This window comes from Aquitalea aquatica (assembly GCF_013911085.1).
GTDB lineage: Bacteria > Pseudomonadota > Gammaproteobacteria > Burkholderiales > Chromobacteriaceae > Aquitalea > Aquitalea aquatica.
Genome location: NZ_JACERN010000047.1, coordinates 1 through 25,038, shown reverse-complemented (window position 1 = coordinate 25,038; position 25,038 = coordinate 1). Strand labels below are relative to the sequence as shown.

Sequence of the window (25,038 nt, the reverse complement as noted above, 5' to 3'; positions counted from 1 at the left end):
CTTAAGATGCAAATCATTCTGCTCGAAAAAGTTGCCAACCTGGGTCAACTGGGTGACGTGGTAAAGGTTAAGAACGGCTACGCCCGTAACTTCCTGATCCCGCAAGGCAAAGCCAAGCGTGCTACCGAAGTCAACCTGAAAGAGTTCGAAGCTCGTCGCGCCGAACTGGAAGCCAAGCAAGCTGAGATCCTGGCCGATGCCAAGGTTCGTGCTGAAAAGCTGGTTGACGCTGTAATCACCATCGCTCAAAAAGCTGGTGTTGATGGCCGTCTGTTCGGTTCCGTGACCAATGTGGACGTGGCTGAAGCCGTGACCGCATTCGGCGTGGAAATCAAGCGTTTCGAAGTTCGCCTGCCGAACGGCCCGTTCAAGGCCATCGGTGAGTACGACATCGAAATCGCTCTGCACCACGACGTAGTATCCCCGATCAAGGTTGTTGTGGTCGCTCAAGCCTGATTTCCTGATCCGGAATCCTGCTTCAAGAAAAAAGCCCGCTTCGGCGGGCTTTTTTCATGTCTCGCTCCTCCTGTAGTCCACTGCACTTTCCTGCTTGTGCCTGCCGCAGATTTTACCGGCAAGGCTCAACTCCTTTCCGCTGCTGTTTCAGTCCTTTCCCATCAATCTGCCTGGCTAATTGAAATAAGCTCCCTGCTGATCTTTCCAACAGCTCCGCCCTGCACCGAAGGTTGGCCCTACCGTCTTGGCCATCTTTCAATGGCAGTCGCCTGTCCTGATACAAGGAGTATTACCGCATGTCCTCCGCTGCATCCCGCTGTAGTGCTTTCAGTAGCTGGCTTTCCGAAGCGCTGGTGGCGGAGGGGCCCGCTTCCCCCGAGCCATTGCGGCAGGATATCCGCGCCGATGTCTGCATTGTGGGCGGCGGATTTACCGGTTTGTGGAGTGCCATCGAAATCAAGCGGGCCAAGCCGGAGGCCGAGGTGGTCATGGTCGAGGCCAGACTGTGCGGTAGCGGGGCCAGTGGCCGCAATGGCGGCTTTGTACTCAGCCTGTGGGCCAAGTTTCAGTCGCTGGCCAAAATGTGCGGCGAGGCCGAAGCGTTGCGCCTGTGCCGGGAGTCATCGCAAGCCATCGTCGATTTGCAGGCCTTCTGCCAGCAACACGACATCGATGCCCAGTTGCGGCTGGATGGCTGGCTGTGGGCGGCAACGACGACTGCCCAGCTTGGCACCTGGGACAGTACGGTCAGCCGGCTGGAACTGTTGGGCCAGCAGCCATACCAACGGCTGGCCGCAGGGCAGGCGGCGCAGCTGAGTGGTTCCAGCCTGCATCTGGACGGGGTGTTCGAGCCGGTATCGGCCTCCATTCAGCCGGCCATGCTGGCACGTGGTCTGTTGCGCCACGCCCGTAAGCTCGGGGTCAAAGTGTACGAGTCTTCGCCGATGGAAAGGCTGGAAAGTGGTACTCCAGCACGGGTGCAATGCACTCATGGCAGCGTACGCGCCGACAGGGTGATTCTGGCGATGAATGCCTGGGCTGCGCAGTTTGCCGACATTCGCAAGGCCTTTGTCGTGGTGTCCAGCGATGTCGTCATTACCCGCCCGCTGCCCGAGCTGCTGCAGTCCAGTGGCTGGACCAATGGCATGACCATTTCCGATAGCCGCATGCTGGTGCACTACTACCGCACCACGCCGGATGGCCGCATCGTGTTCGGCAAGGGCGGTGGCAATGAGCAACTGGTATATGGCGCGAAGCTGGCCGGCAAGCTGGATGGCGCATCTGGTATCGCCGCCACGGTGGCCGCCCATTTGCGCCGTGCTTATCCAGGGGTGCAGACAGCAGACATCGCCGGTAACTGGACCGGACCCATCGACCGTACCCGTAATGGCCTGCCGCATTTTGGTGCGCTGCCACAGCAGCCGAATGTCTTCTATGCCATTGGCTATTCGGGCAATGGCGTCGGCCCCTCCATGCTGGGAGGCAAGATTCTCGCCGCACTGGCGCTGCAGCTGGACAACGAATGGTCGCGCTGCGGTCTGGTACATGGCCTGCAGCGCGATTTTCCACCCGAGCCCTTCCGCTATCTGGGTGGCCGGCTGGTCCGCCATGCGGTAGGGCAGGTCGATCTGGCTGCCGATGAAAACCGCCAGCCATCCTGGCTGATGCAGCAGCTGTGCAAGCTGGCCCCTTCCGGCCTGTCGCCCACCAAGGCGGCTGCCCCCCATTCCCGCTAGACCCCATCAGGAGAACCGCATGTCCTGCTCATCCGATCTGGAACAGATCCGCCAGGCGCTAACCGCCTATTACGAGGCCCTGTATTACGGCCGACCGGAGAAACTGGAAGAGGCTTTCCGCCCCGATGCCCTGCTGCTGGGAGATGTCGAAGGGGCCGAGTCACGGCTGGATCAGGCGCAATACCGCAGCCTGCTGCAAAGCCGGCCCTCGCCACATGCACAGGGTGCGCCCTATGGGCTGCAGATCAGTGAAATCCGCTGCTGCGGCAATGCCGCCATGGCGGAGCTGCAAACGCCACTGGCCGGTCGGGTATTCACCGATTACGTCTCGCTGTTCAAGCGTCAGGGCCGTTGGCGCATCGCTTTCAAGTTGTACTCACATCCGCAGTGAAATCTCTAGCCATCCGTGCCGCCATGGCGGCCGGCTGCTACAGCGTTGTTGTCCAATTTCCGGAGTACGCCAATGCATTCAAGCGAAGTTGCGCCAGCGGCGCCGTCTCATGAAGATTCCGGCCTGCTGGTCCAGCCCATCAGCGGGCTGGAAACCATCGGCATCATTTTCGGTACCAATATCGGAGCCGGTGTACTGGGCATGGCCTTTGCCGCGCGCAAGACCGGCTATGTCCCGCTCTTGCTGTGTCTGGCCATTACCTGTGTGCTGTGCACCATCACCATGCTCTACCTGACCGAGGTGGCGCTGCGTACCCGTGGCAACCGCCAACTCAGCGGCCTGGCCAGCCGCTATCTGGGCGGCCTGGGGGGCTGGCTGTTGTTTCTGGCGGTTGCGGCGAATAGTTTTGGCGCGCTGACCGCCTATATGGCGGGTAGTGGCAGTATCTTGCTGGATTTGCTGGGCGGGTATGGCATGAGCAAGGAGCTGGGTAGCATCCTGTTCATCGTGCCGTCGGTGGCGGTGTTGTATCTGGGCCTGAAGGTGCTGGGGGCGGGTAACAAGGTCATCAGCATGAGCATGATTGTCATCATTCTGGCGCTGATCATGGCTTCCATCGTCAGTCAGGATGCGCGCCTGAGCAATCTGTGGCTCAGTCGCTGGCAGTATGTGGTGCCGGTGTTCAATCTGGCGGTATTCGTGTTTGGTGCGCAGTTCCTGGTACCCGAACTGGTGCGTGGCAATCTGTCTGCCCCGCGCAAGCTGCCACGGTTGATCATGTGTGGCATGGCGCTGACCTTTGTCTTCGTCGCGCTGATTCCCGCTTCGGTGATTGCGCTGGTAGGCACGGACAATCTCACCCAGGTGGCCACACTGAGCTGGGGCAGGGCGTTGGGGCAGTGGGCTTATTACACCGCCAATATCTTTGCCCTGCTGGCCATGCTGACTTCTTACTGGGGGCTGGGTGGCTGTCTGTTCACCAATATCTTCGATCACTTCCGTCTGGGTAGCGAAACCCAGAAATCAAAGCGGTTACTGGTATTGGTGGTGGTGGCGCTGCCGCCTTTTCTGCTGGCCTACTCGGGCATTGCCAGCTTCGTCAATGCACTGTATTTCGCCGGTACTTTCGGTGGGGTGTTGATGGGTATTATCCCGGTCTTGCTGCTGAATGCGGCACGTCGTCGCGGTGATGCCAATAGCGAGTTTGTCTGTGGCTGGTATGCTCACCGCGGTGTGCAGTGGCTGATCATGGCCACTTTCTTCCTGAGTGGGGTGTATGCGGTGGTATCGCTGTTTGGTGTGTTGCCGGAAAGCTGGTAAGGCAGGGGTGGCAGGCAGCCCGGAGCCGGGCTGTCTGCCATCCGGTGGGGATGGTTCAGTCTTGCAACACGATGCGGGCGCGCAAGCCTGGAGCATCGGCTTCGGCAATGGCCAGCAGACGGTCGATATTGGGGTGTTTGCCCGGATGCTGGCGGGCATCCGCCGTATGTTCGGCATAGAGCGCCAGGCCTTCCACTGCAGCAGCACGGTCCAGATGACCATGCTGCTTGATCAGGGCGTGATAGACCCGTACCGAGCCGGCGGTTCCCGGCTGGTTTTCCAGGCGGGTGACAGGCTCACCCGCAGCGTCCAATAGCACGATGGCGGCAATGCCGGTGGCGGCGGGGAGGGTGTCCAGAATGTCCTTGAAGGTGGGTGTGGTCATGGTTTGGTGTTCCTGCATGGGACTGGCAAAAGGTGGAGGATAGCCGCAGATGCTAGCACAGGAGTGATGCCACGGCCTGTTGGCGCGCATTGCCTGCAGTGGGTTGCTGCTGGTGCAGCAATGCACTGTATTGGTGCGTTTTTCCTGCTGCCGGTCATTGCTGACGGAGTCTATGCACGATGGAGATGGGGTAATATCTTTTGTATCAATTGCTTAGGATATCTGGCACGCAGTTTGCTATATCTATGGCAGTAGCTGGCGACGGGTGATGGCTGTTTCGACCCACCATCACCGTCCTGCGCCAGTCTGCAAAGGAGAAAACAGAGCGGCATAGCCGCCACCGGCCGGTCTGGCCGCTGGGACCACCCTGCGGTCAGACCACCAATCTCGTTGTCACCAGTGATCAGGCTGGCTGCACCCCCATCAAGTATTTCTTGCTCATGGCCTTGAACAGTTCGCTGCCGGCCACTCCCAGCATTTCGAACAGTACCATTTCCCTGCTGACCAATACCGCGCCTGCAGTCTGCATGCGCTGCAGCCCCAGCTTCTTGTCGCTGTTGCGGCGGCTGGCTACCGCATCGGCTACCACGAATACCTGTTTGCCCAGGGCCAGCAGTTGCAGCACGGTCTGCAACACGCAGACATGGGTTTCCATACCGCAGACAATCACCTGTTTGCGCGCCAGCAGGCTATCGGGCAGGCATTCTGCCGCCACGCAGGAAAAGTGCAGCTTCTCTACCACGGTGGCCTGAGGCGCAGTGGCCAGCAGGCTGGCTTCGGTATGACCCAGTCCGCGTGGGTACTGCTCGGAAAACACCACCGGCAGGCCGGTATCATGGGCCACCCCCACCAGCCACAGGCTGGCCGCCAGCATGGCATCGGCCTGGTCTACCGCTGGTAGTAGCTTGTCCTGGATATCCACCACCAGCAGGGTGGCCTGATCGATCTGCATCAGCATGTCTGTGTCTCCCTTTCTGTTATTTACAAGGCATAAGCTCTTTGGCTGACAGGGTAATCCCTTGATGGGCGAAAAAGCCAGATGTGGCACTATGCCGCTTCAACATTCTTGGGACCACCCGTGCGGGGCGGCAGTTCAGCGCAGGCCGGGATGGTGCAAACTGGCGTGGCAAGCCGACACAGAATCGCTGCCTGCGCCGTGGAGAGACTTCATGCTGCAAGGTGCTTATCGGCTGTTTCATCAAGCCATTGTCGAAGTGATCGACCCCAAGCGGGTGTTCACTGATCCGCTGTCCACCCTGGCTTACGGGACAGATGCTTCCTGTTACCGGCTGGTGCCGAAGATCGTCATCCAGACCCATGACGAAGCCGAGGTGCAAGCCGTACTGGCCCAGGCTGCAGCACACAGGCTGCCGGTGACCTTCCGTGCCGCCGGCACTTCGCTATCCGGCCAGGCAGTGAGCGATTCCATCCTGGTGGTGGCCAGCCACGGCTGGAAAGCCCTGCAAGTGCTGGATGATGGCCGTGCCATCCGCTTGCAGCCGGGGGTGATCGGTGCCGCCGCCAATGCGGCCCTGCTGCCGTTCGGACGCAAGATCGGTCCCGATCCGGCCACCATCAACTCCGCCATGATAGGTGGCATTGTCAGCAACAACTCCAGCGGCATGTGCTGCGGAACCGCGCAGAATACCTACCAGACCATCAAGAGCCTGCGGCTGGTGCTGGCTGATGGCGCGGTGCTGGATACCGGCGATGCGGGCAGTGTGGCGGCCTTCCGCCAATCGCATGCCGGCTTGCTGGACGGCATCGCCGCGCTGGCGGCGCGTATTCGCGCCGATGGCGAGCTGGAAGCGCGCATCCGCCGCAAGTACAAGATGAAAAACACCACCGGCTACAGCCTGAATGCGCTGGTGGATTTTGCCGACCCGCTGGACATGCTGTTGCACCTGATCGTGGGCAGCGAGGGTACGCTGGCTTTTGTATCGGAAGTGACTTACCACACGGTGGAAGAGCTGCCGCACAAGGCATCGGCATTGGTGCTGTTTCCCACCATCAAGGATGCCTGCGATGCCATCCAGCTGCTGGCTCAGCACAAGGACGTGGTGTCCTCGGCCGAGCTGCTGGACCGCGCCAGCCTGCGCTCGGTGGAAAACAAGGCTGGGGTGCCGGCCGAACTCAAGACGCTAGGCGATGAAGCGGCCGCCATCCTGATCGAAACCCGTGCCCGCGATGCGGTGGCGCTGACCGGGCAGATCAATGCCATCTGCGGCTATATCGCGGCCATTTCCAATCTGTCCGGCATTCATTTCACCGATGTGGCCGAGCAGTACACCCGCTTGTGGAATATCCGCAAAGGCATGTTCCCTAGTGTGGGCGCGATGCGGGCGGCGGAGACCACCGTCATCATCGAAGACGTGGTATTCCCTATCGAGCACCTGGCTGAAGGCACGCTCAAGCTGCAGGCCTTGTTCCGCCAATACCATTACGACGAAGCCATCATCTTCGGCCATGCGCTGGAGGGCAATCTGCACTTTGTATTCACGCCCAATTTTTCTGGCGAGGCCGAAATCAAGCGCTACGAAGCCTTTATCGAGGACGTGTGCAAGCTGGTGGCGGTGGAGTATGAAGGCGCGGTCAAGGCCGAACACGGTACTGGCCGCAATATGGCACCGTTCGTCGAAATGGAGTGGGGCCCGGCGGCTTATCGCATCATGCAGGAGATCAAGGCGCTGTTTGATCCGGCCGGCATTCTCAATCCGGATGTGATCATCACCCACGACAAGCTGCTGCACATTCGCAACCTGAAGCCGATTCCCAGTGCCAATAGCCTGATCGACAAGTGCATTGAATGTGGTTTCTGCGAAGTGATGTGCCCCAGCCGCGCGATTACCTTGACCCCGCGCCAGCGTATTGTTGCCAACCGCGAAATGGCAGCACTGGAGCACAGCGGCAGCGACAAATCACGGCTGGATGAGCTGCGTGAGCGCTACCAGTTTGCCGGTGATGAAACCTGTACCACCTGTGGTCTGTGCGAGAGCGCCTGCCCGGTGGGTATCAATACCGGTGCACTCACCAGCCAGCTGCGCCAGCAAAACCTGAGTGATAGCGGCCAGGCACTGGCCAATACCCTGGCTGGCCATTACGGTGCAGCAACTGCGGGTGCGCGCCTGGGCTTGCGTGCGCTGCAAACCGTGCAAAGTGTGGCCGGCAATGCCGCCACCGGGGTGCTGATGCGCAGCCTGCGCCAGGTAGTGGGGCGGCGTATTCCCTACTGGACACCATACTTTCCGCGCGCAGCCAGCAAGCTGCGGCTGGATAGTGGCAAACAGGGCGAGCGCAAGGTGGTGTATTTGCCATCCTGCCTCACCCGCACCTTTGCCCCGGCAGCCGCGCTGCCCGACCAGCGCCCGCTGAATGAAGTGGTAGCCTCGGTGCTGAGCAAGGCGGGTTACCAGCTGATTTACCCGCAGCAAATGGATGGCCTGTGCTGCGGCACACCGTTCAAGTCCAAGGGCGCAGTGGACGCGGCCGCCAGTAAGCTGGCCGAACTGGAAGCTGCCTTGATGCAGGCCAGTGACAATGGCCGCTGGCCGGTGATTGTCGACAATGGCGTGTGTACCGCCAGCATGCTGGAAGGGCTGCAGGGCAAGCAGCTGCAAGTGTATGACGTCACCCGCTTCGTGCAGGAGGTGGCCGCCGAGCATCTGGCCTTCACCCCGCAGCCAGAGTCGGTGGCCTTGCACGTGGTGTGCTCGATGCGCAAGACCGGTCAGGCCGCCATGCTCAATGCCCTGGCCAAGCGCTGCGCCAGCACGGTAATCGAGCCGCAAGGCATTACCTGTTGCGGCTTTGCCGGTGACAAGGGCTTCAGCCATCCCGAGCTAAATACCAGCGCCCTGACCGGCTTGAAAGCCCAGGTGAAGGACTGCGGCAGCGGCTTCTCCAATAGCGTTACCTGTGAGATCGGCCTGTCGGCCAACTCCGGCATTCCTTACCAGAACCTGATGTACCTGGTGGACCGCGCCTGCCGCAGCCGCTAGTTGCGCTAGGTGCCACTAGCAGCGACAGCGCCGTTTTCAGCGATGAAACGGGGCTGTTGTCTGGCGAATCTGCTTGTTAAACAGTCGTGCTATTTGTAATGATGTCATGCTATCTGGTCAGGACTTGCTTACAGGAGCATTGCCGCATGTCATTTCATATCCGCCGTATCGAGCCGGACGACGCTGCTGCCATGGCACAGCTGCAGTCCGCTCCAGGCGTGGTGCGCCATACCTCGCAACAGCCTTACCAGTCGGTTGCCGACTGGCAGCACCGGCTACAGCACCTGCCGGCGGACAATCACTGGCTGGTGGCCTGTACGGCCGACGGCGAGGTCATGGCCAGCGCCGGGCTCAATATTCTGCCGCAGGTGCGCTGTCGCCATGTGGCGGACATTTTCCTGGTGGTGCGTGACGAATGGCAAGGCAAGGGCGTGGGGCGGGCACTGCTGCAAGCACTGCTCGATCTATCCGATAACTGGCTGGGGCTGATCCGACTGGAGCTGATGGCGCAGCAGGACAACCAGCGCGCCATTGCGCTGTACGAGCGCTTTGGCTTTCGGCATGAGGGCGTGGTGCGCCAGGATATCCTGCAGGATGGCTGCTATGTGGACAGCGTGGTGATGGCACGGCTGCATTGGCCGGAGGGAAGACAGGCATGAGCAAGTATCACATTCGCAAGCCCGAGCCAGCTGACGCAGCGGCACTGCAGGCGCTGATGAGCGATCCACTCTGCTATGGCAATACCTTGCAGTTACCCTATCCCTCGCTGCAACTGTGGCAGCAACGTCTTGCCAGCAACGATCCGCTGCATCACGCCCTGTTGCTGGAAAGCGCGGATGGACAAGTGATTGCCCATGGTTCGCTATGGCGGGAAAGTGTACCCAGACTGGCGCATGGTGCCAGCCTGGGCATGGCGGTGCAGCGCGAATGGCAGGGGCAGGGCGTGGGCTCGGCTTTGCTGCAGGCCATGCTGGATCTGGCCGACAACTGGCTGGGCCTGCATCGGGTGGAGTTGACGGTGTTTGACGATAATGCGGCGGCGCTGGCGCTCTACCGCAAATACGGTTTTGTCGAAGAAGCCCGCCTGCGCGCTTATGCGCTGCGCGCTGGCCGCTATGAGGACGTGTTGAAGATGGCCAGACTACGCACCTGTCCACCAGCCGGTGCGGCTTGAATGGAGGGCAAAAAAATAACGCCATCGCAAGATGGCGTTTTCAATCACAACACAACAAAGGAGTTTGCTGTCTGCCCTGACGGCAGAGGCCTGATGATGCACAACAAGCCCTGAAAAAACTTCAACAAAGTGTCGCCATTATCCAATATGGCCGGCCAGCGGTCGTTCATTATCCGGACATGAAGCGGTAATATTGCGACGTATCTGATTTATATAAAGAAAAAGCGCGGGAAGCCCGCGCTTTTGTCTGTATTGCAGCCTGGTCAGGTGTTTAGATGTCCTGGCCTTCGACAATACCATCGTGATGCGCTGCGGATTTCGGCAGGATCAGGTTCAGTGCCATGGCCAGAATGGAACACAGGCCCACGCCGGCCAGTTCCAGGCCGCCCAGCTTCAGGGTCAGGCCACCAATACCGGCGGTCAGTACTACCGAAATGATCACCAGATTGCGCGGCTGCATCAGGTCAACCTTGGCTTCAATCAGGGTTTTCAGACCGATGGAGGCAATGGTGCCAAACAGCAGCACCATGATGCCGCCCATCACCGGCATCGGGATGGATTGCAGCAGCGCGTTGAACTTGCCAAAGAAGGCCATGCAGATGGCAAATACGGCAGCCCAGGTCATGGTGACCGGGTTGAAGTTGCGGGTGATCATCACCGCGCCGGTCACTTCGGCATAGGTGGTGACCGGCGGGCCGCCAATCAGGCCAGCCACGCACACGCCCAGGCCATCACCCATCAGGGTGCGGTGCAGGCCTGGGGTCTTGGTGAAGTCCTTGCCGGTCACGCCACCGATAGCCATTACGCCACCGATATGCTCAATGGACGGGGCAATAGCCACCGGCAGCATGAACAAGGCTGCAGACCAGTTCACTTCCGGACTGTGGAATACCGGCGCGGCAAACCACGGTGCATTGGCCAGCTTGGCAAAGTCCACCACGCCCAGGAACGCTGCCGCGATGTAACCAACAGTCACCCCGGCCAGAATCGGCACCAGCTTGAACATGCCACGGGCGTAGATGGAGACGATGACGGTGGTGGCCAGTGAAATGGCCGCCAGCAGCATCGAGGTTTCATAGGGCATGATCTGCTTGCCACCGGCCTGGCCCATGGCCATGCCGGACGCTGCGGTGGCGACGGACAGGCCGATGATCATGATCACCGGGCCGATCACCACCGGCGGCAGCAGCTTGTTGACCAGCGCCATGCCACGCCAGCGCACGATAGCGGCAAACACGAAGTACATGAAGCCGGCGGCAAACAGGCCAAACATGGTGGCTGCCTGACCCCAGGTATGCATGGAGTAAATGATGGGGCCGATAAAGGCAAAGGAGCTGCCCAGGAAAATGGGCACCTGGCGGCCGGTACACAGCTGGAACAGCAGGGTGCCGATGCCGGCACCGAGCAGGGCCATGGCGGGGTTGAGGCCGGTCAACAGCGGTACCAGTACCAGTGCGCCGAAAGCGACGAACAGGATCTGGGCGCCGGAGATGGCCACCTTCACGTGTTGGAACATAATGGGGTTTCCCTGTTTTTGTTAAAAGCAAATACGGCCTGACGCTGACTCAGACCGTGCAATACATGATGGCCTGGGCAATGATGTTGTTCTGCTGCAGTGCCAGCTGGCTGTGCTGGCGGAAGTCCTGCACCATGGCCTGCACCCGCTGATAGGTGTCGTAATTGGGCAGCGGCCGGTAGGCAATATCGACGTTTAGCCGCGCCGCCACCTTCTTGATGGTGGTGGGCTTGATGCACACATGCTCATCCGGCCGGCTATAGGCCAGAAAGCAGGTCACCACCGGCCACTTGGCCGGATTGGCATTGCCATCGTTGCGACACAGCTGCAGCACTTCGACAAAATCGGCAAAACTGTCCGGGCCAAACTGGTGTAGCAAGCGATAGAGCGCCTGCACAAAAGCCGCATGCACATCGCGAAAGCCCAGGTAATTGCGAAAGGCCATCTTTTCGAAGGTGCTCACCGTGGTGCTGCGGCCAATGATCTGGCGGCAGGTTTCGGTGATATCGGCATAGCGCTGACTGGTGATGGCCTGTTGCAGCCGCTCGGCAGTCAGGCCCTGCTGGCACAACTGGATGACGCTATCCACGCTGCGGTGTTTTTTGGCCAGTGCCTGCCATGCGGCATCCTGCAGGCCATCGGGAAAGCGCAGCAGAAAGTCGTTATCGATCTGTTGATGGGCATTCATCTTTTTCCCTGCTTTTCCTTGGCGGCTGGCTGCAAAAACGCCGCCCTTCCGGTACGGATGAGCGGCGTGCTAAGTATCACCGGCAAACTCAGGCGTGCTTGGTGCCGAAGATCTTGTCACCGGCATCACCCAGACCCGGAATGATGTAGCCATTTTCGTTCAGGTGGCTGTCCAGCGAGGCAGCATACAGCTGCACGTCCGGGTGGGCATCGTTCACCACTTTCACGCCTTCTGGTGCCGCTACCATGACCACGGCCTTGATCTGCTTGCAGCCCTTGCGCTTGAGCAGTTCGATGGTGGCCACCATTGAGCCACCAGTTGCCAGCATCGGGTCGATGATGATGGCGATGCGCTCGTCCAGGCTATCGACAAATTTTTCGAAATAGGACACCGGCTCCAGCGTTTCTTCGTTGCGGGCCAGGCCCACTACGCTGATCTTGGCGGACGGAACCAGGTCGAGCACGCCGTCCAGCATGCCGATGCCGGCGCGCAGAATGGGAACCACGGTGACTTTTTTACCCTTGATCTGCTGGATGTCGATCTGGCCGCACCAGCCGTCGATGGTAGTGGCTTCCAGTTCGAAATCGCGGGTGGCTTCATAAGCCAAGAGACGCGCCAGTTCCTGGGTGAGCTGGCGGAATTTCATGGTGCTGATATCGCCCTCGCGCAGCAGGCCGAGTTTGTGCTGTACCAGCGGATGGTTGACTACGTGGATGTTCATGCTTGGTCCCAAACCTTGCGAAAAAGCTGCCGATGGCGATCTTGTGGAGCGCACAGGCAGCTTGTTTCAGATATGCGAAACCGGCCTTGTTGCCATGGCCGGTCTTTGAATGAGGTATGGGGCGATATTCTACCGCTTTTCCCACTGGGAAATCCACGGGATTAACCCTGAGGCCGGCAATGGTGCGGCACAGATATAGCCTTGCACCGCATGGCAACCGAGTTCGCTCAGTACCGACAGATCGGCAGCATCCTCCACCCCCATGCCTACCGTGCTCAGGCCGCCGGCCTGGGCCAGTGCCAGCGCTTCGGCCAGAATCGCCCGCAGGTGCTGGTTGTCGCCAGCGCCATGCACAAAGGCGCGGTCTATTTTCAGGCCGCTGAAATGGCTGGTCAGCAGTTTGTCGGTGAGGCCGGTGCCAATACCGAATTCATCCACCATCACGCCAAAACCTGCCTGGCGCAAGGCCTGAAGCTGGGTGTCTGCCATAGCCCAGTGCTGGCGCAGGGTGCTTTCGGCAAACTCCAGGCTGAGGTTTGCCGGGCTCAGGCCGGCCAGCCTGGTTTTCTGGGCCAGGTGCGCCGCCAGTTGCGGGTCGGCCAGCAGCTGGGCGGACAGGTTGATCGATACTTGCAATTCCTGCCCCTGGTCCAGCCAGTCGCGGCAGGCATACAGCGATTTTTCCAGAATCAGCTCGGTCAGCTCGCGCATCATGCCGCGCTCTTCCATCACCGGCACAAAAGTAATGGGCGATAACACACCCAGTGCCGGATGGCGCCAGCGCGCCAGTGCCTCGGCACCGATGACGCGGCGGTTGCGAATGTCGACGATGGGCTGGAAATACGGCACCAGCTGGTCGTTTACCAGCGCTTTCCAGATTTCATCGATGGGCATGGCGCCGCCGTTGTCGGCCGTGGCAGGGCTGGTGAGGTGCTCTGTTTGGGCAAGAAAGCCCGCAGCTTGCGAAGGTGTCATGGCGGTATCCGGTGGGGATAGGGCAGAGGGCTGCCAGTAGTGCGCTGATTGCTGAATTGTAAGACAGGCTGACGACAGTGGGTATCAACTTGTCGTGGTGTCATTAAAAAAACAGGGTGGATGGCCTGGCCGATGTGGCCTGCGCGACCCGATCATGTATGGGTTTGTGGCGAAGGCGGGGCAAGGGGCGGCTGGGCAAGTGATTTCATGCCGGTAAGCCACTCCGGGTATCACACCTGCTCATGCGTGTAGGGATTGACTATGTTGGCAAAGAAAAACCCGGCTGGAGCCGGGTTTACTCTCTTTATCATGGCTGGCGAGGCTTACAGCCCTTGCAGTACTTCCTGCAATTCGCCGGACTGATACATTTCGTACATGATGTCCGAGCCACCGATGAACTCGCCTTTTACGTAGAGCTGCGGAATGGTCGGCCAGTTGGAGAATTCCTTGATGCCCTGACGGATTTCGGCGTCTTGCAGCACGTCGACGGTCTTGATGGTTTCTACGCCACAGGCTTTCAGAATCTGGACCGCGCGCGAGGAGAAGCCGCACTGCGGGAACTGGGCCGAGCCTTTCATGAACAGCACAACCGGGTTTTCGGTAACGGTCTGCTTGATGATGTCCTGGGTATCCATGAGGAATTCCTTGCGGTGAACGGGCAAACAGCGGGTTTGCCCTCAATACTTGACTGAAATGATGGGTTATTGTACGTAAGCCGGCTGCGCCGGTCAATTTGCCTGATTGCGTGCGCGTAGCTGACGCAAGAATATTTCGGCCTGCCCGTCGTACAAGGCATGGCGGTTCATGAAGCGCGACACATTGGCCGCCATCAGTGCGGTAGCCATCAGCGGAATGATCATGGTGGATGAAGAAGACGTCATTTCCATCACGATGACAAAGCCGGTCATCGGTGCACGTGTCATGCCAGAGAAAAAGGCCACCATGCCAAGTAGCACCATGGCCGCCTGCGGCAAGAAAGGCAGCAGCAACGAGATGTTCAGGCCAAAGCCGGCTCCCACTGCCAGCGAGGGGGCGAACATGCCGCCGGGGGCACCGCTGATATAGGTGATGATCAGCGAAACCAGCTTGAGAATGCCGTATTCCTGCATGCTGCTGCCGCCCCCCTCGATGATCTCTTTGGCGCGGAAATAGCCGGTACCAAAGGTGATGCCATCGCTGGCGATGCCGATAACGGCCAGCAGCAAGCCGCAGGCGATGGCAAACAGAATGGGATAGTTGATACGCCAGCCGTGCAGTGGGCCGGGCAGGTGATGCGCCAGTGCCAGAATGGCGCGCGAGGTCAGTCCGCCAATGATGCCGCCGATGATGCCGCACACCGGAATGGCCATCCAGCCCGAGCGCAGATCCAGCGCTACGGATACCACGCCGAAGTAGTTGTAGTCGCCCAGTACCGCAATGGCGGTAATACCGGCCAGAATCACCGACAGCAGGATGGTGGAGCTGGCGCGTTGGTCGAAGGTGCGGCCCATTTCCTCGATGGCGAACACGATACCGGCCAGCGGAGTATTGAAGGCCGCCGCCACACCGGCTGCCGCGCCCGCCAGGATAAAGCTGCGCGCCACGCCCTCATGGCGCAAGGCGGCTTCGCGATTGAGTGAATACTTGATGGCCGCCCCCACCTGTACGATAGGGCCTTCGTAGCCCATGGTGGAACCGCAGCCCACGCCGATCAGCGTCAATACCATCTTGCCCACGGCGGCGCGCATGGTGAGAATGCGCGCGCGCAAGGCGTGCATGCCTGGCTGCATGGCGATGATGGTTTGCGGGATGCCGCCGCCGCCGGCTCCATCGAAAAAGGTGCGCAGCAGCCATACCGACAAGCCTAGCCCGGCCGGGGTGATCAGCAGGGCCCAGAAGGGCGACTGGTCGTATATTTGGTAAAACAGCTCGTGCGACAGATGGCTGCCATTGGCAAACACCGCCGCCACCAGGCCGATCAGAATGGCGGCAATCCAGATCGGAGCCCGCCGTCGCCACAGTGCCATGGACAAGTACAGATATCTCAGGCGGCGGCTGGCGCGCAGGCCGTGCTGGCCCAGGCGCCGGGCGACTCTGGTGTCGGACATGGGGGAGGGAACTCCGTGGCGGTTTATCGAGAGAGCAGCAAAGCCGTGTTGCGAATCATTCGAGATGAAACGGTATTTTCGACTTTGCTAATACTCGATGATAAGGTCAATTACCTTTCCTGACCAGAACCGCAGCGAAGAAACCATCGGAATTATGCAGGTGCGGCTTCAATTCCAGATAGTCGCCAATTTGCAGCGGGATCTTCTGTTCGGCTAGCGCTTCATCCATCGGCAGCAGGACAAAATCCGGGTGGGCAGCCAGGAAGGCTTCGACGATGTCGCGGTTTTCCTGCGGCAGCAGGCTGCAGGTGGCGTACACCAGACGGCCGCCCACTTTGACCAGACGGGCAGCGGAAGCGAGGATGGCAGTCTGCTTCACATTCAGCTCGGCCACGCTTTCCGGACTTTGGCGGAATTTCAGGTCCGGGTTGCGGCGCAAGGTGCCCAGGCCGGAACACGGTGCATCCACCAGTACGCGGTCGGCCTTGCCGGCCAGACGTTTTACCTTGCTGTCGTTTTCATGTGCCAGCAGTTGCGGGTGCACATTGGACAGGCCGGAGCGGGCCAGGCGCGGCTTGAGGTTGGCCAAGCGCTTTTCCGATACATCAAAGGCGTACAGACGGCCGCTGGAGGCCATCTGGTTACCCAGCAGCAGGGTCTTACCACCAGCACCGGCACAGAAATCCACCACCATTTCGCCACGGCGGGCACCGGTGATCAGGCCCAGCAGCTGGCTGCCTTCATCCTGCACTTCGATGACCCCGGACTTGAACAGCTCGTACTTGGACAGCGCCGGCTTGTCTTGCAGGCGGATGCCGATGGGCGAGTAGGGCGTGGGCTCACACGGCATGCCGTCGGCGCGCAGGCGGTCCATCACTTCGTCGCGCTTCATCTTCATGGTGTTGACGCGCAGATCCAGCGGTGCCGGTTCCATCAGGCCCAGGCCCAGTGCCAGCACTTCCTTGGGGTCTTGTTCTGCCAGGCGTTCGATCACCCACTCCGGCAGTTCGGCAGCGATGGACAGGTTGTCTTCCAGTTGCTTGCCCTTGACGCTGCCCAGCCATTCACGCTCGCCAGCGCTGGTGGCGTCGGCCAGTTCCTTGATATTGAGTTTTTGCAGGCGCATCAGTGCCACCATGGCCAGCCGGCGCGGGCTGGCTTTTTCCGGGGCGATCAGCGCGCGGAACTGGATCAGGCGGCGCAGGCAGCCAAAGGCGGTTTCGGCGATCAGGTGGCGGTCGTTGGAACCCAGCTTCACGTTTTCACGGAAGTAGGCCGACAGTACGGCGTCGGCCGGGCGGTCAAAGCGGATCATCTGGCCGATGACGTTTTCGATATGTTTCAGTTGGCTATGGCTGATATTCATTAATGATTATTCCGGGTCATGGGGCGAGCGGGCAGGCGCCATTGCTCGGTGCCGTCAATATTGATCAGCACGGCGCGCAGTTCTACCCGCTTGCTCTTGTCGGTGCGCGAAATGCGCACCGGCAGGTTGGCGAAATCCGGAGCCAGCCAGAATTCGGTGATGTCATCCTCGCCCTTGGCGCGGAACACTATCACCCGGATCTTGCCGGAGCCGGTGTCGTAATCGGTTTCTCCACTGGGGGTCATCGGATAGTCGTAGACCTTTTTCCCGGTGGTGATCTGTAACGGGGCGGAGCCAAGCTGGCCGCCCTTCAGCCCCAGCTGGAAAGCCAGGCTGAATACATCTTGTGCACCGGTGCGCAGGGCGATTTCCTTGTCGCCCTGATCACCAAAGTGCAGTGTGCCGCCTGCCCAGTCAAAGCGGGCGGACTCCTTGGCTTCATGACCTACCCAGGCTTGCAGGCTATCGGGCTGCAGGCCGTGCTGGTTTAACTGCCCTTGTGAAAGATAGCGCCGATTCCCGCCGATAACCGGGTTGAAGCGAATCTCCAGCGTATAACTGTTCGGACCATGTTGCCAGTTCAGGCTTCCGGTGCCGACCATCGCTCCGTTATAGAAGGTCTGGTAGCCCAGCTGGGCTTGCGTCGGGAAACGATGCAGCGCGCTTGCCGGTGTCAGATAACCGGCCGGCCTTTCCGCCACGGTGGTAGCCGGGGCACTGGCCTCCACTACACGCTCATGCTGGTCTGCCTTGTCGGTCTTCTCGGCATGAGCAGCAGCCGGTGCACTGGCTGTTTCCTGTTGGTGGCTATTGGCCTGTTCGGCCAGCGGCTGGCTGGCGTCTTCCGTCTCGGCCGCTTGCTCTGCGGGTGGTGCTTGCTCCGCTTTGACGTGAGCTGCCGAGGCATCGCGTTTGCGCTTTGTCTTGTGCCTTGCTGCCGCCGTTGCCGGCCCGCCGGATAGCAGTCTGGCAGTCGGTGTGGCTGCTGGTGCGGGCTGCTCCAGTTGCAGCGCCTGCATTTTTACATCGATCTTGCGCAGGGCCTGATCGGGCGGCAATTCTATCGCGGTTTCCGGCAGCAGGCCGGAACCCAGCATGGCCACATGCAGTAGCAGGGAAGCCAGCAGGGCCAGGACGAATAGCCACAGCGATGATTTCATGCCGTGACCGACAACTCAGGGCGCAGGTGCCAGCAGGCTGGCGGCCGGCTGGGCGGGTGAGGCCACCTTGCCATCGACAATCTTCAGCTCGCCAGCCACAAAGCGGCGTACGGCATCCGGGTAGAGCTGGTGTTCCAGCTGCAAGACCCGGCCGGCCACGCTGTCCGGAGTGTCGTTGTCCTGTAGTGTCACCACGCCTTGCGCCACGATGGGGCCGTGGTCCAGTTCTGCGGTGACAAAGTGCACGGTGCAGCCGGCTACCTTGCAGCCCATCTCCAGCGCCCGTGCATGGGTATGCAAACCGGGAAAGGCGGGCAAGAGCGAAGGATGGATATTCAGCATGCGGCCTTCGTAGCGGCGGGTGAAGTCGGCCGTCAGGATGCGCATGAAGCCGGCCAGCACCACCAGATCGGGCTGATAGCCGTCTATCACTTGCGCCAGCTGTGCATCAAATGCTTCGCGGCTGGCAAACTGCTTGTGGTCCACCACGGCGGTGGCGATACCCCGCTCTGCTGCCCAGGCGAGGCCAGCGGCGTCGGGGCGATTGGACACCACGGCTGCGATGTGTGCCGCCGGGATATTGGCCTCGACGATGGCCTGCATATTGGAGCCACGGCCGGAAATCAGGATGACGATATTCTTCATGGGTACATATGTTTACAGCAGGTGCGATGCTGCTTGCCGGTAAAAAAACAGGCGCCGCCAGCAGTGCTAGCGGCGCCGTTTGCTGTCACTGCCAGGCTCAGGAAATCTGGGTCTGGTGTTCGTCACCGTTGCGGGCGCGTACGCTGCCCAGGCGGTGTACGGTTTCGCCTTCCTGCTGCAGCAGGGCGGTGGCGGCGGCCACATGCTCTTCGGCCACGATCACCACCATGCCGATGCCGCAGTTGAAGGTACGGTACATTTCCTGGCTGTCGACATTGCCTTCCTTTTGCAGCCACTGGAACAGCTTGGGCAGCTCCCAGCTGCCTGCATCCAGTTGGGCGACAACATTGTCCGGCAGTACGCGCGGGGTGTTTTCGGTGATGCCGCCGCCGGTGATGTGGGCCATGCCTTTAACCGGCAGGGTCTGCATCAGCTTGAGCAGGGGCTTCACATAGATGCGGGTGGGGGCAATCACCGCATCGCGCAGGCTCTTGTCGCCATCAAAGGCGGCGTCCAGGTCCGGCTGGGCGCGGTCGATGATCTTGCGCACCAGGCTGTAGCCATTGGAATGCACGCCGTTGGAACCCAGACCCAGCACCACGTCGCCCGGGACAATGGTACGGCCGGTGATCACCTGGCTCTTTTCCACCACACCGACGGCAAAGCCGGCCAGATCGTATTCGCCTACCGGGTACATGCCCGGCATTTCGGCGGTTTCGCCGCCGATCAGCGCACAACCGGCTTGTTCGCAGCCAGCCGCAATGCCCTTGATGACGTCGGTGGCTTGCGGTACGTCCAGCTTGCCGCAGGCGAAGTAATCCAGAAAGAACAGCGGCTCGGCACCCTGAACCAGGATGTCGTTCACGCTCATGGCCACCAGATCGATACCGACGGTGTCGTGGCGATTCCAGTCAAAGGCGAGTTTCAGCTTGGTGCCCACGCCATCGGTGCCGGATACCAGGACGGGCTCTTTGTACTTTTTGGAAATTTCCACCAGTGCGCCGAAACCGCCGATACCACCGAGAACTTCCGGGCGCATGGTGCGCTTGGCATAGGGCTTGATGTTTTCGACGAGCGCGTCGCCGGCGTCGATATCCACGCCTGCATCACGGTAACTGAGGGACTGGGTGCTCAAGGTAAACTCGCTTTCTGCTAACTTGAAGTATTTTCACGTCAAGCTTTCGCTGATGCGAAAGCACTGTATTTTAACTGAATTTCTGTCAGAAAGCCGCGCTTAATTTGCAATGGCACCGCAGAAAGCGCCATCGCCGCTGCCCAGGCCCGCCCCTGTGCAGGGCCTGCCATGCCGTGCCGGGCTGCTGTGACAGGCTTTTATCCGCCTGGAATCGGCAAACTAATGGCATGCAGCGGTTTCGCCAACAGGCCATCTCGGCGTAAAATCACCGTCTGACTTCAATCGGCCCACACGACCTTACTCTTGGACCAGCTAGTACTAGACCTGACCCCCACTCCGCTGCCGGCTTTCGATAATTTTCTGGCCCAGCGCAACCGCGAGGTGATTACCGCCCTCACGGCGGAGGATGGCGAGCGCTTCATCTATCTGTGGGGCGAGCCGGGCAGCGGCAAAACCCACCTGTTGCAAGCCTGGATTGCCCACGCCGAGCGGCTGGGGCGCGCCTCCATCTATCTGGATGGCCAGAACGAGCATCTGCCCGATTTCGCCCGCGAAGCCAGCTTCATCGCCGTGGACCATGTTGACGACCTGGCCCCGGACGACCAGATCACCCTGTTCTCCTTTTATAACTCGCTGAAGGAAAGTGGCGAGGGCCGGCTGCTGATGGCCGGGCGCAAGCCGCCGATGGCCGCTGCCGTGCGTGACGACCTGCGCACCCGGCTGGGCTGGGGACTGGTGCTGGAGGTAAAAGCGCTGTCGGACGACGACAAGCTGGCCGCGCTGCGTACCCATGCGGCCAACCGCCAGCTGGCGATTGCCGACGATGTCTTCCGTTACCTGCTTACCCACTGGCGGCGCGACCTGTCCAGCCTGATCGGCATGCTGGACATGCTGGACCGCTATTCGCTGGCGCTGCGCCGCCCCATCACCGTGCCGCTGGTGAAAAACGTTTTGCAAACCGCGAGTTCTTCCGACACATGACCCAAGCACGCAATCTGGCCCTGTTTGATCTGGACAATACCCTGCTGATCGGCGACTCCGATTTCGAATGGCCGCGTTTCCTGATCAAGCGCGGCATTGTCGACCAGGCCTACTACGACCACCGCAACAATCATTTCTACGAGCAGTACAAGTCCGGCACGCTGAATATCGGCGAGTACCTGGAATTCGCGCTGGAGCCGCTCACCCGTTACGACAATGCCGAGCTGGCCGCGCTGCATGCCGCTTATATGGACGAGCACATCCGCCCCATCATTCCGCAAGCCGCGCGCGATCTGCTCAATCTGCACCGCCAGCAGGGCGATGAAGTGCTGATCATCACCGCCACCAACCGCTTCATTACCGGCCCCATCGCGGCCGAGCTGGGCGTGGATGCAGAACACCTGATTGCCATTGAGCTGGAACAGACCGCGGATGGCCGCTACACCGGCAAGCACACCGGCGTGCCCAGCTTCCAGGCCGGCAAGATCACCCGGCTGGAAATGTGGCTGGCCGAGCGTGGCCAGACCCTGGCCAGCTATGGCCGCAGCTTCTTCTACAGCGATTCGCACAACGACCTGCCGCTGCTGTCCATTGTCAGCAACCCGGTAGCGGTAGACCCGGACGATACCCTGCGCCTGCATGCCAAGGAGCAGGGCTGGCCCATCATCAGCCTGCGCGGCTGAGCCTGCCATCATCCCGTCCGCACAGGTTGGCCGCAGTGCCAGCCTGTTTTTTTGCCCGGAGAACGACATGCAGCAACTTGAAGCCTTTCTGGCCCGCGCCGAAGCCCTGCTGGCCCGTCTCGAACCCTTGTTGCCACCGGCCCGGCCCGAGCCTGACTGGAGCGCACCAGCCTATCGCTGGCGGCGGCAGGGCATGGCCGGCTGGCTGGAGGGCGTCAACGAGCCGCACACCCTGCCGCTGGCACGGCTGACCCATATCGACAACCAGCTCAAGCTGCTGGTGCGCAATACCCGCCAGTTCGTCAAGGGCAAGCCTGCCAACAATGTGCTGCTGACCGGTGCGCGCGGCACCGGCAAGTCCTCGCTGGTGAAGGCCTTGCTGCCGGAGTTTGCCGACAAGGGCCTGCGCATCATCGAGGTGGACAAGGATCATCTGTCCGATCTGGCCGAGATCATGGCGCTGGTGGCCGAGCGCAAGGAGCGCTATATCCTGTTTTGCGATGATCTGTCCTTCGAAGATGGCGATGATGCCTACAAGGCACTGAAGACGGCGCTGGATGGTGGCCTGGCCCGCCGGGCGGAAAACATGCTGGTGTATGCCACCTCCAACCGCCGCCACCTGATGCCGGAAAAACACAGCGAAAACCGCGAGGGCTGGGTGAGCGATGGTGAAATTCATCCGGGTGAAGCCATCGAGGAAAAGGTGTCGCTGTCCGACCGTTTCGGCCTGTGGCTATCGTTTTATCCCTTCGATCAGGATGCCTATCTGGCTGCGGTGAAAACCTGGCTGGAGCATTTTGCCCTGCCCATGGATAAAGAGGCCGAGCGCGCCGCCCTGCAATGGAGCCAGCTGCGCGCCAGCCGTTCCGGCCGCGTGGCCTGGCAGTTTGCCAATGACTGGGCCGGCCGCAGCGCGCGCGAGCGCAAGGCGGAGCTGGGCAAGTGAGTGTAGCCAGCGTGGCGGCCTCGTCGCCACACCGGACACGCGGCATCCTGTTGTACAGCCTGGCCATTTTTCTGCTGGCCGTGATGGATGCCAGCGCCAAATGGCTGACCCATGGCTATCCGGTGGGGGAGATCATCTTCTTCCGCTCGCTGTTTGCCCTGCCCATTTTGCTGGTGCTGGGGCTGCGCCACAGCAGTGCGCCAGTGCGCCTGCTGGCTACCGCCCACCCCTGGCGGCATTTGTTACGCGGGGTGGTGGTGATGGTCACCATCGTGACTTTCTTCATGGCGCTGCGGCATTTGCCGCTGGCCACGGTGACGGTGATCACCCTGGCCAACCCGATATTCATGCTGCTGCTGGGCCTGTTCTGGCTGGGCGAGCAGGTGGGGCGGCGGCAATGGCTGGCGGTAGGCCTGGGGCTGATCGGGGTCATGGTGGTGTGCGGCCTGTCCGGCCTGCAGTTCAATGCCTACAGCCTGCTGGCGGTGGCCTCGGCCTTGTCCTATGCCCTGGCCACACTGCTGACCCGTCAGCTGTCGGCCCATGACAGCCCGGCCACCATTGCCATGCTGGGTACGCTGATCATGCTGCTGTTCAGCGCTATCAGCATGGGCGGCGACTGGCAGTGGCCGGGGCTGACCGACTGGCTGGTGCTGCTGTTGCTGGGCTTGAGCGGCGGTCTGGCCAACTTCGTCAATGCCCTGTCGCTGCGCGATGTGCCGCTATCGGCCGTGGCACCGCTGGAGTACAGCATCCTGCTGTGGGCGGCGGCGCTGGGGTATTTTTTCTTTGCCGAAATGCCGGGTATGAGCACCTGGCTGGGCGGGGCCTTGATTATCGCCAGCGGCGTGGTGGTGGCCAGGGCGAAGCATTAACCGCGGACCAGGACATGGGCTGACAAGACAAATCATGCATTCTGACAACAAGATCATCGAAGTGGTGGCCGGCGTGCTGATGCGCCCGGATGGCAGTTTCATGCTGGGCAGCCGGCCGCAGGGCAAGCCCTATGCCGGTTATTGGGAGTTTCCCGGCGGCAAGGTGGAGCCGGGCGAAAGCGCGCTACAGGCGCTGGCGCGCGAGTTGCAGGAGGAAATGGCCATCACTGTGACCCAGGCCACACCCTGGCTGACTCGAGTGCATCACTACGAGCATGCCTCGGTTCATTTGCGCTTTTTCCGCGTGTGGGACTGGCAGGGCCAGCCGCAGCCGCAAGAGAGCCAGCAGTTTGCCTGGCAGCAGCCGGGCCAGACCAGTGTCGAGCCCATGCTGCCGGCCAATGGCCCGATACTGAAATCACTACAATTACCCGCGGTGTACGCCATCACCTGCGCCCACGAAATCGGCGTGGCCGCCCAGTTGCAAGCATTGGCCGACGGCCCGGCATACGGGCTGGTGCAAGTGCGCGAACCGGACATGAACCAGCAGCAGCTACAGGCATTCGTCACTGAAGTTGCTGCCATCGTGCATGAGCGTGGTGGCAAGGTGGTAGTGAATGCCGACCCGGACTGGCTGCAGGGCTGGCCGGTGGACGGCGTGCATCTGAGTGGTCCGCGTTTGCGGCATTTGCAGCAGCGGCCGGATGTTGCCTGGGTCGGGGCATCGGTGCATAGCGCTGCCGAGCTGCAACTGGCTGGTGAGCTGGCGCTGGATTACGCCTTGCTCGGCCATGTCCAGCCTACGGCCAGCCACCCCGGTGTCACGCCATTGGGCTGGGAAGGCTTTGCGGCAGTGTTGGCCGGCGGCATTCCGCTGCCGGTGTATGCGCTGGGCGGGTTGCAGGCTCAGGATCTGGAAACCGCGCGCCAGCATGGCGCGCATGGTGTGGCACTGATGCGTGGAGCCTGGCAATGACGATGAATGCCCAACAGAAAAAACTGCTGCTGATCGGTAGCGCCTTGCTGCTGCTGGCGGCGATCAAGGGCGGGCTGGTGTGGTGGTATCTGCAGCACAAGAATCAGCCGGTGCTGCCGCAACTGCTGGCCTGCAATATTGGCCAGGGGCGCTGCGCGCTACCGGATGGCGGCAGCTTGTACTTTGTCAGCACGCCGGAAAACGGCAAGCCCTTTACGCTGCGATTGGAAGGGGTACAGGTCGAGCAGCCTGCGGTGGAGTTTGCCATGGCCGACATGGACATGGGTTTCAACCGCTATCGCTTTGTGGCCGATGGCTCGAACTGGCAGGCGCGCATCACCCTGCCGGTGTGCGCCACCGGTAGCCGTCACTGGACGGCTACCCTGCATCTGGGCGACAAGGCTTACAGCCTGCCATTCCAGACGCAGTAGTGTTGGTGCGGTTCAGCATGCAAAGGCTCCGGAAGGGGCCTTTTTTGTTGAGGGAATGGGGTTGGGCTGAGGCTGTTAGGGCTTGGCTAGGTAAGCGCTCCTTCCCGTTCGCCGCGCGGAAGCGGCATCAAAACCATCATCCGTGTGAGCGGATTCTTGCCCTTTGTGTATCAACAGCAGCCCTTAAACATCAAAGGCAAATACAACTTCGCGGGTCTCGCCCCGCCGTCGAGGTACTTTACTTTTGCTTCGCCAAAAGAAAGTACCGGCGGTTTCAAGGGCCAAGTGCAACGGTGCTTGGAATTCTGATATCCAGATTGAAGCAACATTCCCAGAATGCTTCGCTTGGCTTCTTAAACCCGAGTGATTTGCGCGGCCGGTTATTCAGGCTCC

Annotated in this window: 25 protein-coding genes; 13 read left to right on the top strand and 12 right to left on the bottom strand. The window is 60.7% G+C overall.

Going from position 1 to position 25,038, the window contains the following annotated elements; translation table 11 throughout:
• Nucleotides 1-6 precede the first annotated feature (6 nt).
• The 4 genes from rplI to H2Z84_RS20700 all read left to right on the top strand — a co-directional run bounded on the left by rplI (nt 7) and on the right by H2Z84_RS20700 (nt 3,903).
• Nucleotides 7-456, top strand: coding sequence for a 50S ribosomal protein L9 (gene rplI, locus H2Z84_RS20715; RefSeq protein WP_159875098.1), 450 nt, complete (start codon nt 7-9; stop codon nt 454-456).
• 296 nt (nt 457-752) lie between these two features.
• Nucleotides 753-2,192, top strand: coding sequence for an FAD-dependent oxidoreductase (locus tag H2Z84_RS20710; protein WP_181837665.1), 1,440 nt, complete (start codon nt 753-755; stop codon nt 2,190-2,192).
• A 19-nt stretch (nt 2,193-2,211) separates the two neighbouring features.
• A complete protein-coding gene (locus H2Z84_RS20705; protein ID WP_181837664.1) occupies nt 2,212-2,583 on the top strand; it encodes a nuclear transport factor 2 family protein in 372 nt (123 codons plus the stop codon).
• Between the two features lie 72 nt (nt 2,584-2,655).
• Nucleotides 2,656-3,903 (top strand): aromatic amino acid transport family protein, encoded by a 1,248-nt coding sequence (locus H2Z84_RS20700; protein ID WP_181837663.1) that lies wholly within the window; start codon nt 2,656-2,658, stop codon nt 3,901-3,903.
• 55 nt (nt 3,904-3,958) lie between these two features.
• Here the strand turns inward: H2Z84_RS20700 and H2Z84_RS20695 are convergent, their stop codons facing one another.
• Nucleotides 3,959-4,288 carry a DUF2322 family protein gene (locus H2Z84_RS20695; RefSeq protein WP_181837662.1) on the bottom strand — a complete coding sequence of 110 codons (330 nt, stop codon included), beginning with the start codon at nt 4,286-4,288 and terminating at the stop codon, nt 3,959-3,961.
• 403 nt (nt 4,289-4,691) lie between these two features.
• Nucleotides 4,692-5,246, bottom strand: coding sequence for a hydrolase (locus tag H2Z84_RS20690; RefSeq protein ID WP_181837661.1), 555 nt, complete (start codon nt 5,244-5,246; stop codon nt 4,692-4,694).
• Between the two features lie 211 nt (nt 5,247-5,457).
• On the opposite strand from H2Z84_RS20690, the gene H2Z84_RS20685 reads away from it, so the two are divergent.
• From H2Z84_RS20685 to H2Z84_RS20675, 3 genes are all read left to right on the top strand, one after another.
• A complete protein-coding gene (locus H2Z84_RS20685; protein WP_181837660.1) occupies nt 5,458-8,286 on the top strand; it encodes an FAD-binding and (Fe-S)-binding domain-containing protein in 2,829 nt (942 codons plus the stop codon).
• Nucleotides 8,287-8,432: 146 nt separating this feature from the next.
• A complete protein-coding gene (locus H2Z84_RS20680; RefSeq protein WP_181837659.1) occupies nt 8,433-8,945 on the top strand; it encodes a GNAT family N-acetyltransferase in 513 nt (170 codons plus the stop codon).
• A complete protein-coding gene (locus H2Z84_RS20675; protein WP_181837658.1) occupies nt 8,942-9,460 on the top strand; it encodes a GNAT family N-acetyltransferase in 519 nt (172 codons plus the stop codon). The genes H2Z84_RS20680 and H2Z84_RS20675 overlap by 4 nt, the downstream gene beginning before the upstream one ends.
• Before the next feature lie 271 nt (nt 9,461-9,731).
• On the opposite strand, the gene H2Z84_RS20670 is transcribed toward H2Z84_RS20675, so the two are convergent.
• The 10 genes from H2Z84_RS20670 to purM form a co-directional block, all read right to left on the bottom strand.
• On the bottom strand, nt 9,732-10,976 hold the full coding sequence (locus tag H2Z84_RS20670; RefSeq protein WP_181837657.1) for a uracil-xanthine permease family protein: 1,245 nt from the start codon (nt 10,974-10,976) through the stop codon (nt 9,732-9,734).
• Between the two features lie 49 nt (nt 10,977-11,025).
• A complete protein-coding gene (locus H2Z84_RS20665) occupies nt 11,026-11,664 on the bottom strand; it encodes a hypothetical protein (RefSeq protein WP_181837656.1) in 639 nt (212 codons plus the stop codon).
• An 88-nt stretch (nt 11,665-11,752) separates the two neighbouring features.
• Nucleotides 11,753-12,385 (bottom strand): uracil phosphoribosyltransferase, encoded by a 633-nt coding sequence (gene upp / locus H2Z84_RS20660; protein WP_181837655.1) that lies wholly within the window; start codon nt 12,383-12,385, stop codon nt 11,753-11,755.
• 129 nt (nt 12,386-12,514) lie between these two features.
• Nucleotides 12,515-13,360 (bottom strand): EAL domain-containing protein, encoded by an 846-nt coding sequence (locus tag H2Z84_RS20655; protein WP_181837654.1) that lies wholly within the window; start codon nt 13,358-13,360, stop codon nt 12,515-12,517.
• A gap of 323 nt (nt 13,361-13,683) precedes the next feature.
• A complete protein-coding gene (gene grxD / locus H2Z84_RS20650; RefSeq protein WP_103524717.1) occupies nt 13,684-13,995 on the bottom strand; it encodes a Grx4 family monothiol glutaredoxin in 312 nt (103 codons plus the stop codon).
• 93 nt (nt 13,996-14,088) lie between these two features.
• Nucleotides 14,089-15,447 carry a chloride channel protein gene (locus tag H2Z84_RS20645; RefSeq protein ID WP_181837653.1) on the bottom strand — a complete coding sequence of 453 codons (1,359 nt, stop codon included), beginning with the start codon at nt 15,445-15,447 and terminating at the stop codon, nt 14,089-14,091.
• Between the two features lie 106 nt (nt 15,448-15,553).
• Nucleotides 15,554-16,807, bottom strand: a complete 1,254-nt coding sequence (locus H2Z84_RS20640; protein ID WP_309545504.1) for an RsmB/NOP family class I SAM-dependent RNA methyltransferase — start codon at nt 16,805-16,807, stop codon at nt 15,554-15,556.
• Between the two features lie 5 nt (nt 16,808-16,812).
• On the bottom strand, nt 16,813-17,973 hold the full coding sequence (locus tag H2Z84_RS20635; RefSeq protein WP_181837651.1) for a DUF3108 domain-containing protein: 1,161 nt from the start codon (nt 17,971-17,973) through the stop codon (nt 16,813-16,815).
• A gap of 15 nt (nt 17,974-17,988) precedes the next feature.
• On the bottom strand, nt 17,989-18,618 hold the full coding sequence (gene purN, locus H2Z84_RS20630; RefSeq protein ID WP_103524713.1) for a phosphoribosylglycinamide formyltransferase: 630 nt from the start codon (nt 18,616-18,618) through the stop codon (nt 17,989-17,991).
• Nucleotides 18,619-18,715: 97 nt separating this feature from the next.
• Nucleotides 18,716-19,753, bottom strand: coding sequence for a phosphoribosylformylglycinamidine cyclo-ligase (gene purM / locus H2Z84_RS20625; RefSeq protein WP_124644703.1), 1,038 nt, complete (start codon nt 19,751-19,753; stop codon nt 18,716-18,718).
• Nucleotides 19,754-20,056: 303 nt separating this feature from the next.
• Here purM and hda point away from each other — a divergent pair, with 303 nt between their 5' ends.
• From hda to H2Z84_RS20595, 6 genes are all read left to right on the top strand, one after another.
• Nucleotides 20,057-20,734 (top strand): DnaA regulatory inactivator Hda, encoded by a 678-nt coding sequence (hda, locus tag H2Z84_RS20620; protein WP_103524711.1) that lies wholly within the window; start codon nt 20,057-20,059, stop codon nt 20,732-20,734.
• A complete protein-coding gene (locus tag H2Z84_RS20615; protein WP_181837650.1) occupies nt 20,731-21,417 on the top strand; it encodes a histidinol-phosphatase in 687 nt (228 codons plus the stop codon). Before hda ends, H2Z84_RS20615 begins: the two co-directional genes overlap by 4 nt.
• Nucleotides 21,418-21,484: 67 nt before the next feature.
• Nucleotides 21,485-22,363 (top strand): ATP-binding protein, encoded by an 879-nt coding sequence (locus tag H2Z84_RS20610; RefSeq protein WP_181837649.1) that lies wholly within the window; start codon nt 21,485-21,487, stop codon nt 22,361-22,363.
• The gene (locus tag H2Z84_RS20605; protein ID WP_181837648.1) at nt 22,360-23,238 is read left to right on the top strand and encodes a DMT family transporter; all 879 of its coding nucleotides are present in this window, start codon (nt 22,360-22,362) and stop codon (nt 23,236-23,238) included. The genes H2Z84_RS20610 and H2Z84_RS20605 overlap by 4 nt, the downstream gene beginning before the upstream one ends.
• 34 nt (nt 23,239-23,272) lie before the next feature.
• On the top strand, nt 23,273-24,214 hold the full coding sequence (locus tag H2Z84_RS20600) for a Nudix family hydrolase (RefSeq protein WP_181837647.1): 942 nt from the start codon (nt 23,273-23,275) through the stop codon (nt 24,212-24,214).
• Entirely contained in the window at nt 24,211-24,645 is a 435-nt protein-coding gene (locus H2Z84_RS20595) for a hypothetical protein (RefSeq protein WP_181837646.1), read from the top strand. Before H2Z84_RS20600 ends, H2Z84_RS20595 begins: the two co-directional genes overlap by 4 nt.
• Nucleotides 24,646-25,038 lie beyond the last annotated feature (393 nt).

Coding starts and splice junctions, on each gene's coding strand:
- rplI (WP_159875098.1), top strand. CDS start 7: ATGCAAATCATTCTGCTCGAAAAAGTTGCCAACCTGGGTCAACTGGGT.
- H2Z84_RS20710 (WP_181837665.1), top strand. CDS start 753: ATGTCCTCCGCTGCATCCCGCTGTAGTGCTTTCAGTAGCTGGCTTTCC.
- H2Z84_RS20705 (WP_181837664.1), top strand. CDS start 2,212: ATGTCCTGCTCATCCGATCTGGAACAGATCCGCCAGGCGCTAACCGCC.
- H2Z84_RS20700 (WP_181837663.1), top strand. CDS start 2,656: ATGCATTCAAGCGAAGTTGCGCCAGCGGCGCCGTCTCATGAAGATTCC.
- H2Z84_RS20695 (WP_181837662.1), bottom strand. CDS start 4,288: ATGACCACACCCACCTTCAAGGACATTCTGGACACCCTCCCCGCCGCC.
- H2Z84_RS20690 (WP_181837661.1), bottom strand. CDS start 5,246: ATGCTGATGCAGATCGATCAGGCCACCCTGCTGGTGGTGGATATCCAG.
- H2Z84_RS20685 (WP_181837660.1), top strand. CDS start 5,458: ATGCTGCAAGGTGCTTATCGGCTGTTTCATCAAGCCATTGTCGAAGTG.
- H2Z84_RS20680 (WP_181837659.1), top strand. CDS start 8,433: ATGTCATTTCATATCCGCCGTATCGAGCCGGACGACGCTGCTGCCATG.
- H2Z84_RS20675 (WP_181837658.1), top strand. CDS start 8,942: ATGAGCAAGTATCACATTCGCAAGCCCGAGCCAGCTGACGCAGCGGCA.
- H2Z84_RS20670 (WP_181837657.1), bottom strand. CDS start 10,976: ATGTTCCAACACGTGAAGGTGGCCATCTCCGGCGCCCAGATCCTGTTC.
- H2Z84_RS20665 (WP_181837656.1), bottom strand. CDS start 11,664: ATGAATGCCCATCAACAGATCGATAACGACTTTCTGCTGCGCTTTCCC.
- upp (WP_181837655.1), bottom strand. CDS start 12,385: ATGAACATCCACGTAGTCAACCATCCGCTGGTACAGCACAAACTCGGC.
- H2Z84_RS20655 (WP_181837654.1), bottom strand. CDS start 13,360: ATGACACCTTCGCAAGCTGCGGGCTTTCTTGCCCAAACAGAGCACCTC.
- grxD (WP_103524717.1), bottom strand. CDS start 13,995: ATGGATACCCAGGACATCATCAAGCAGACCGTTACCGAAAACCCGGTT.
- H2Z84_RS20645 (WP_181837653.1), bottom strand. CDS start 15,447: ATGTCCGACACCAGAGTCGCCCGGCGCCTGGGCCAGCACGGCCTGCGC.
- H2Z84_RS20635 (WP_181837651.1), bottom strand. CDS start 17,973: ATGAAATCATCGCTGTGGCTATTCGTCCTGGCCCTGCTGGCTTCCCTG.
- purN (WP_103524713.1), bottom strand. CDS start 18,618: ATGAAGAATATCGTCATCCTGATTTCCGGCCGTGGCTCCAATATGCAG.
- H2Z84_RS20615 (WP_181837650.1), top strand. CDS start 20,731: ATGACCCAAGCACGCAATCTGGCCCTGTTTGATCTGGACAATACCCTG.
- H2Z84_RS20610 (WP_181837649.1), top strand. CDS start 21,485: ATGCAGCAACTTGAAGCCTTTCTGGCCCGCGCCGAAGCCCTGCTGGCC.
- H2Z84_RS20600 (WP_181837647.1), top strand. CDS start 23,273: ATGCATTCTGACAACAAGATCATCGAAGTGGTGGCCGGCGTGCTGATG.
- H2Z84_RS20595 (WP_181837646.1), top strand. CDS start 24,211: ATGACGATGAATGCCCAACAGAAAAAACTGCTGCTGATCGGTAGCGCC.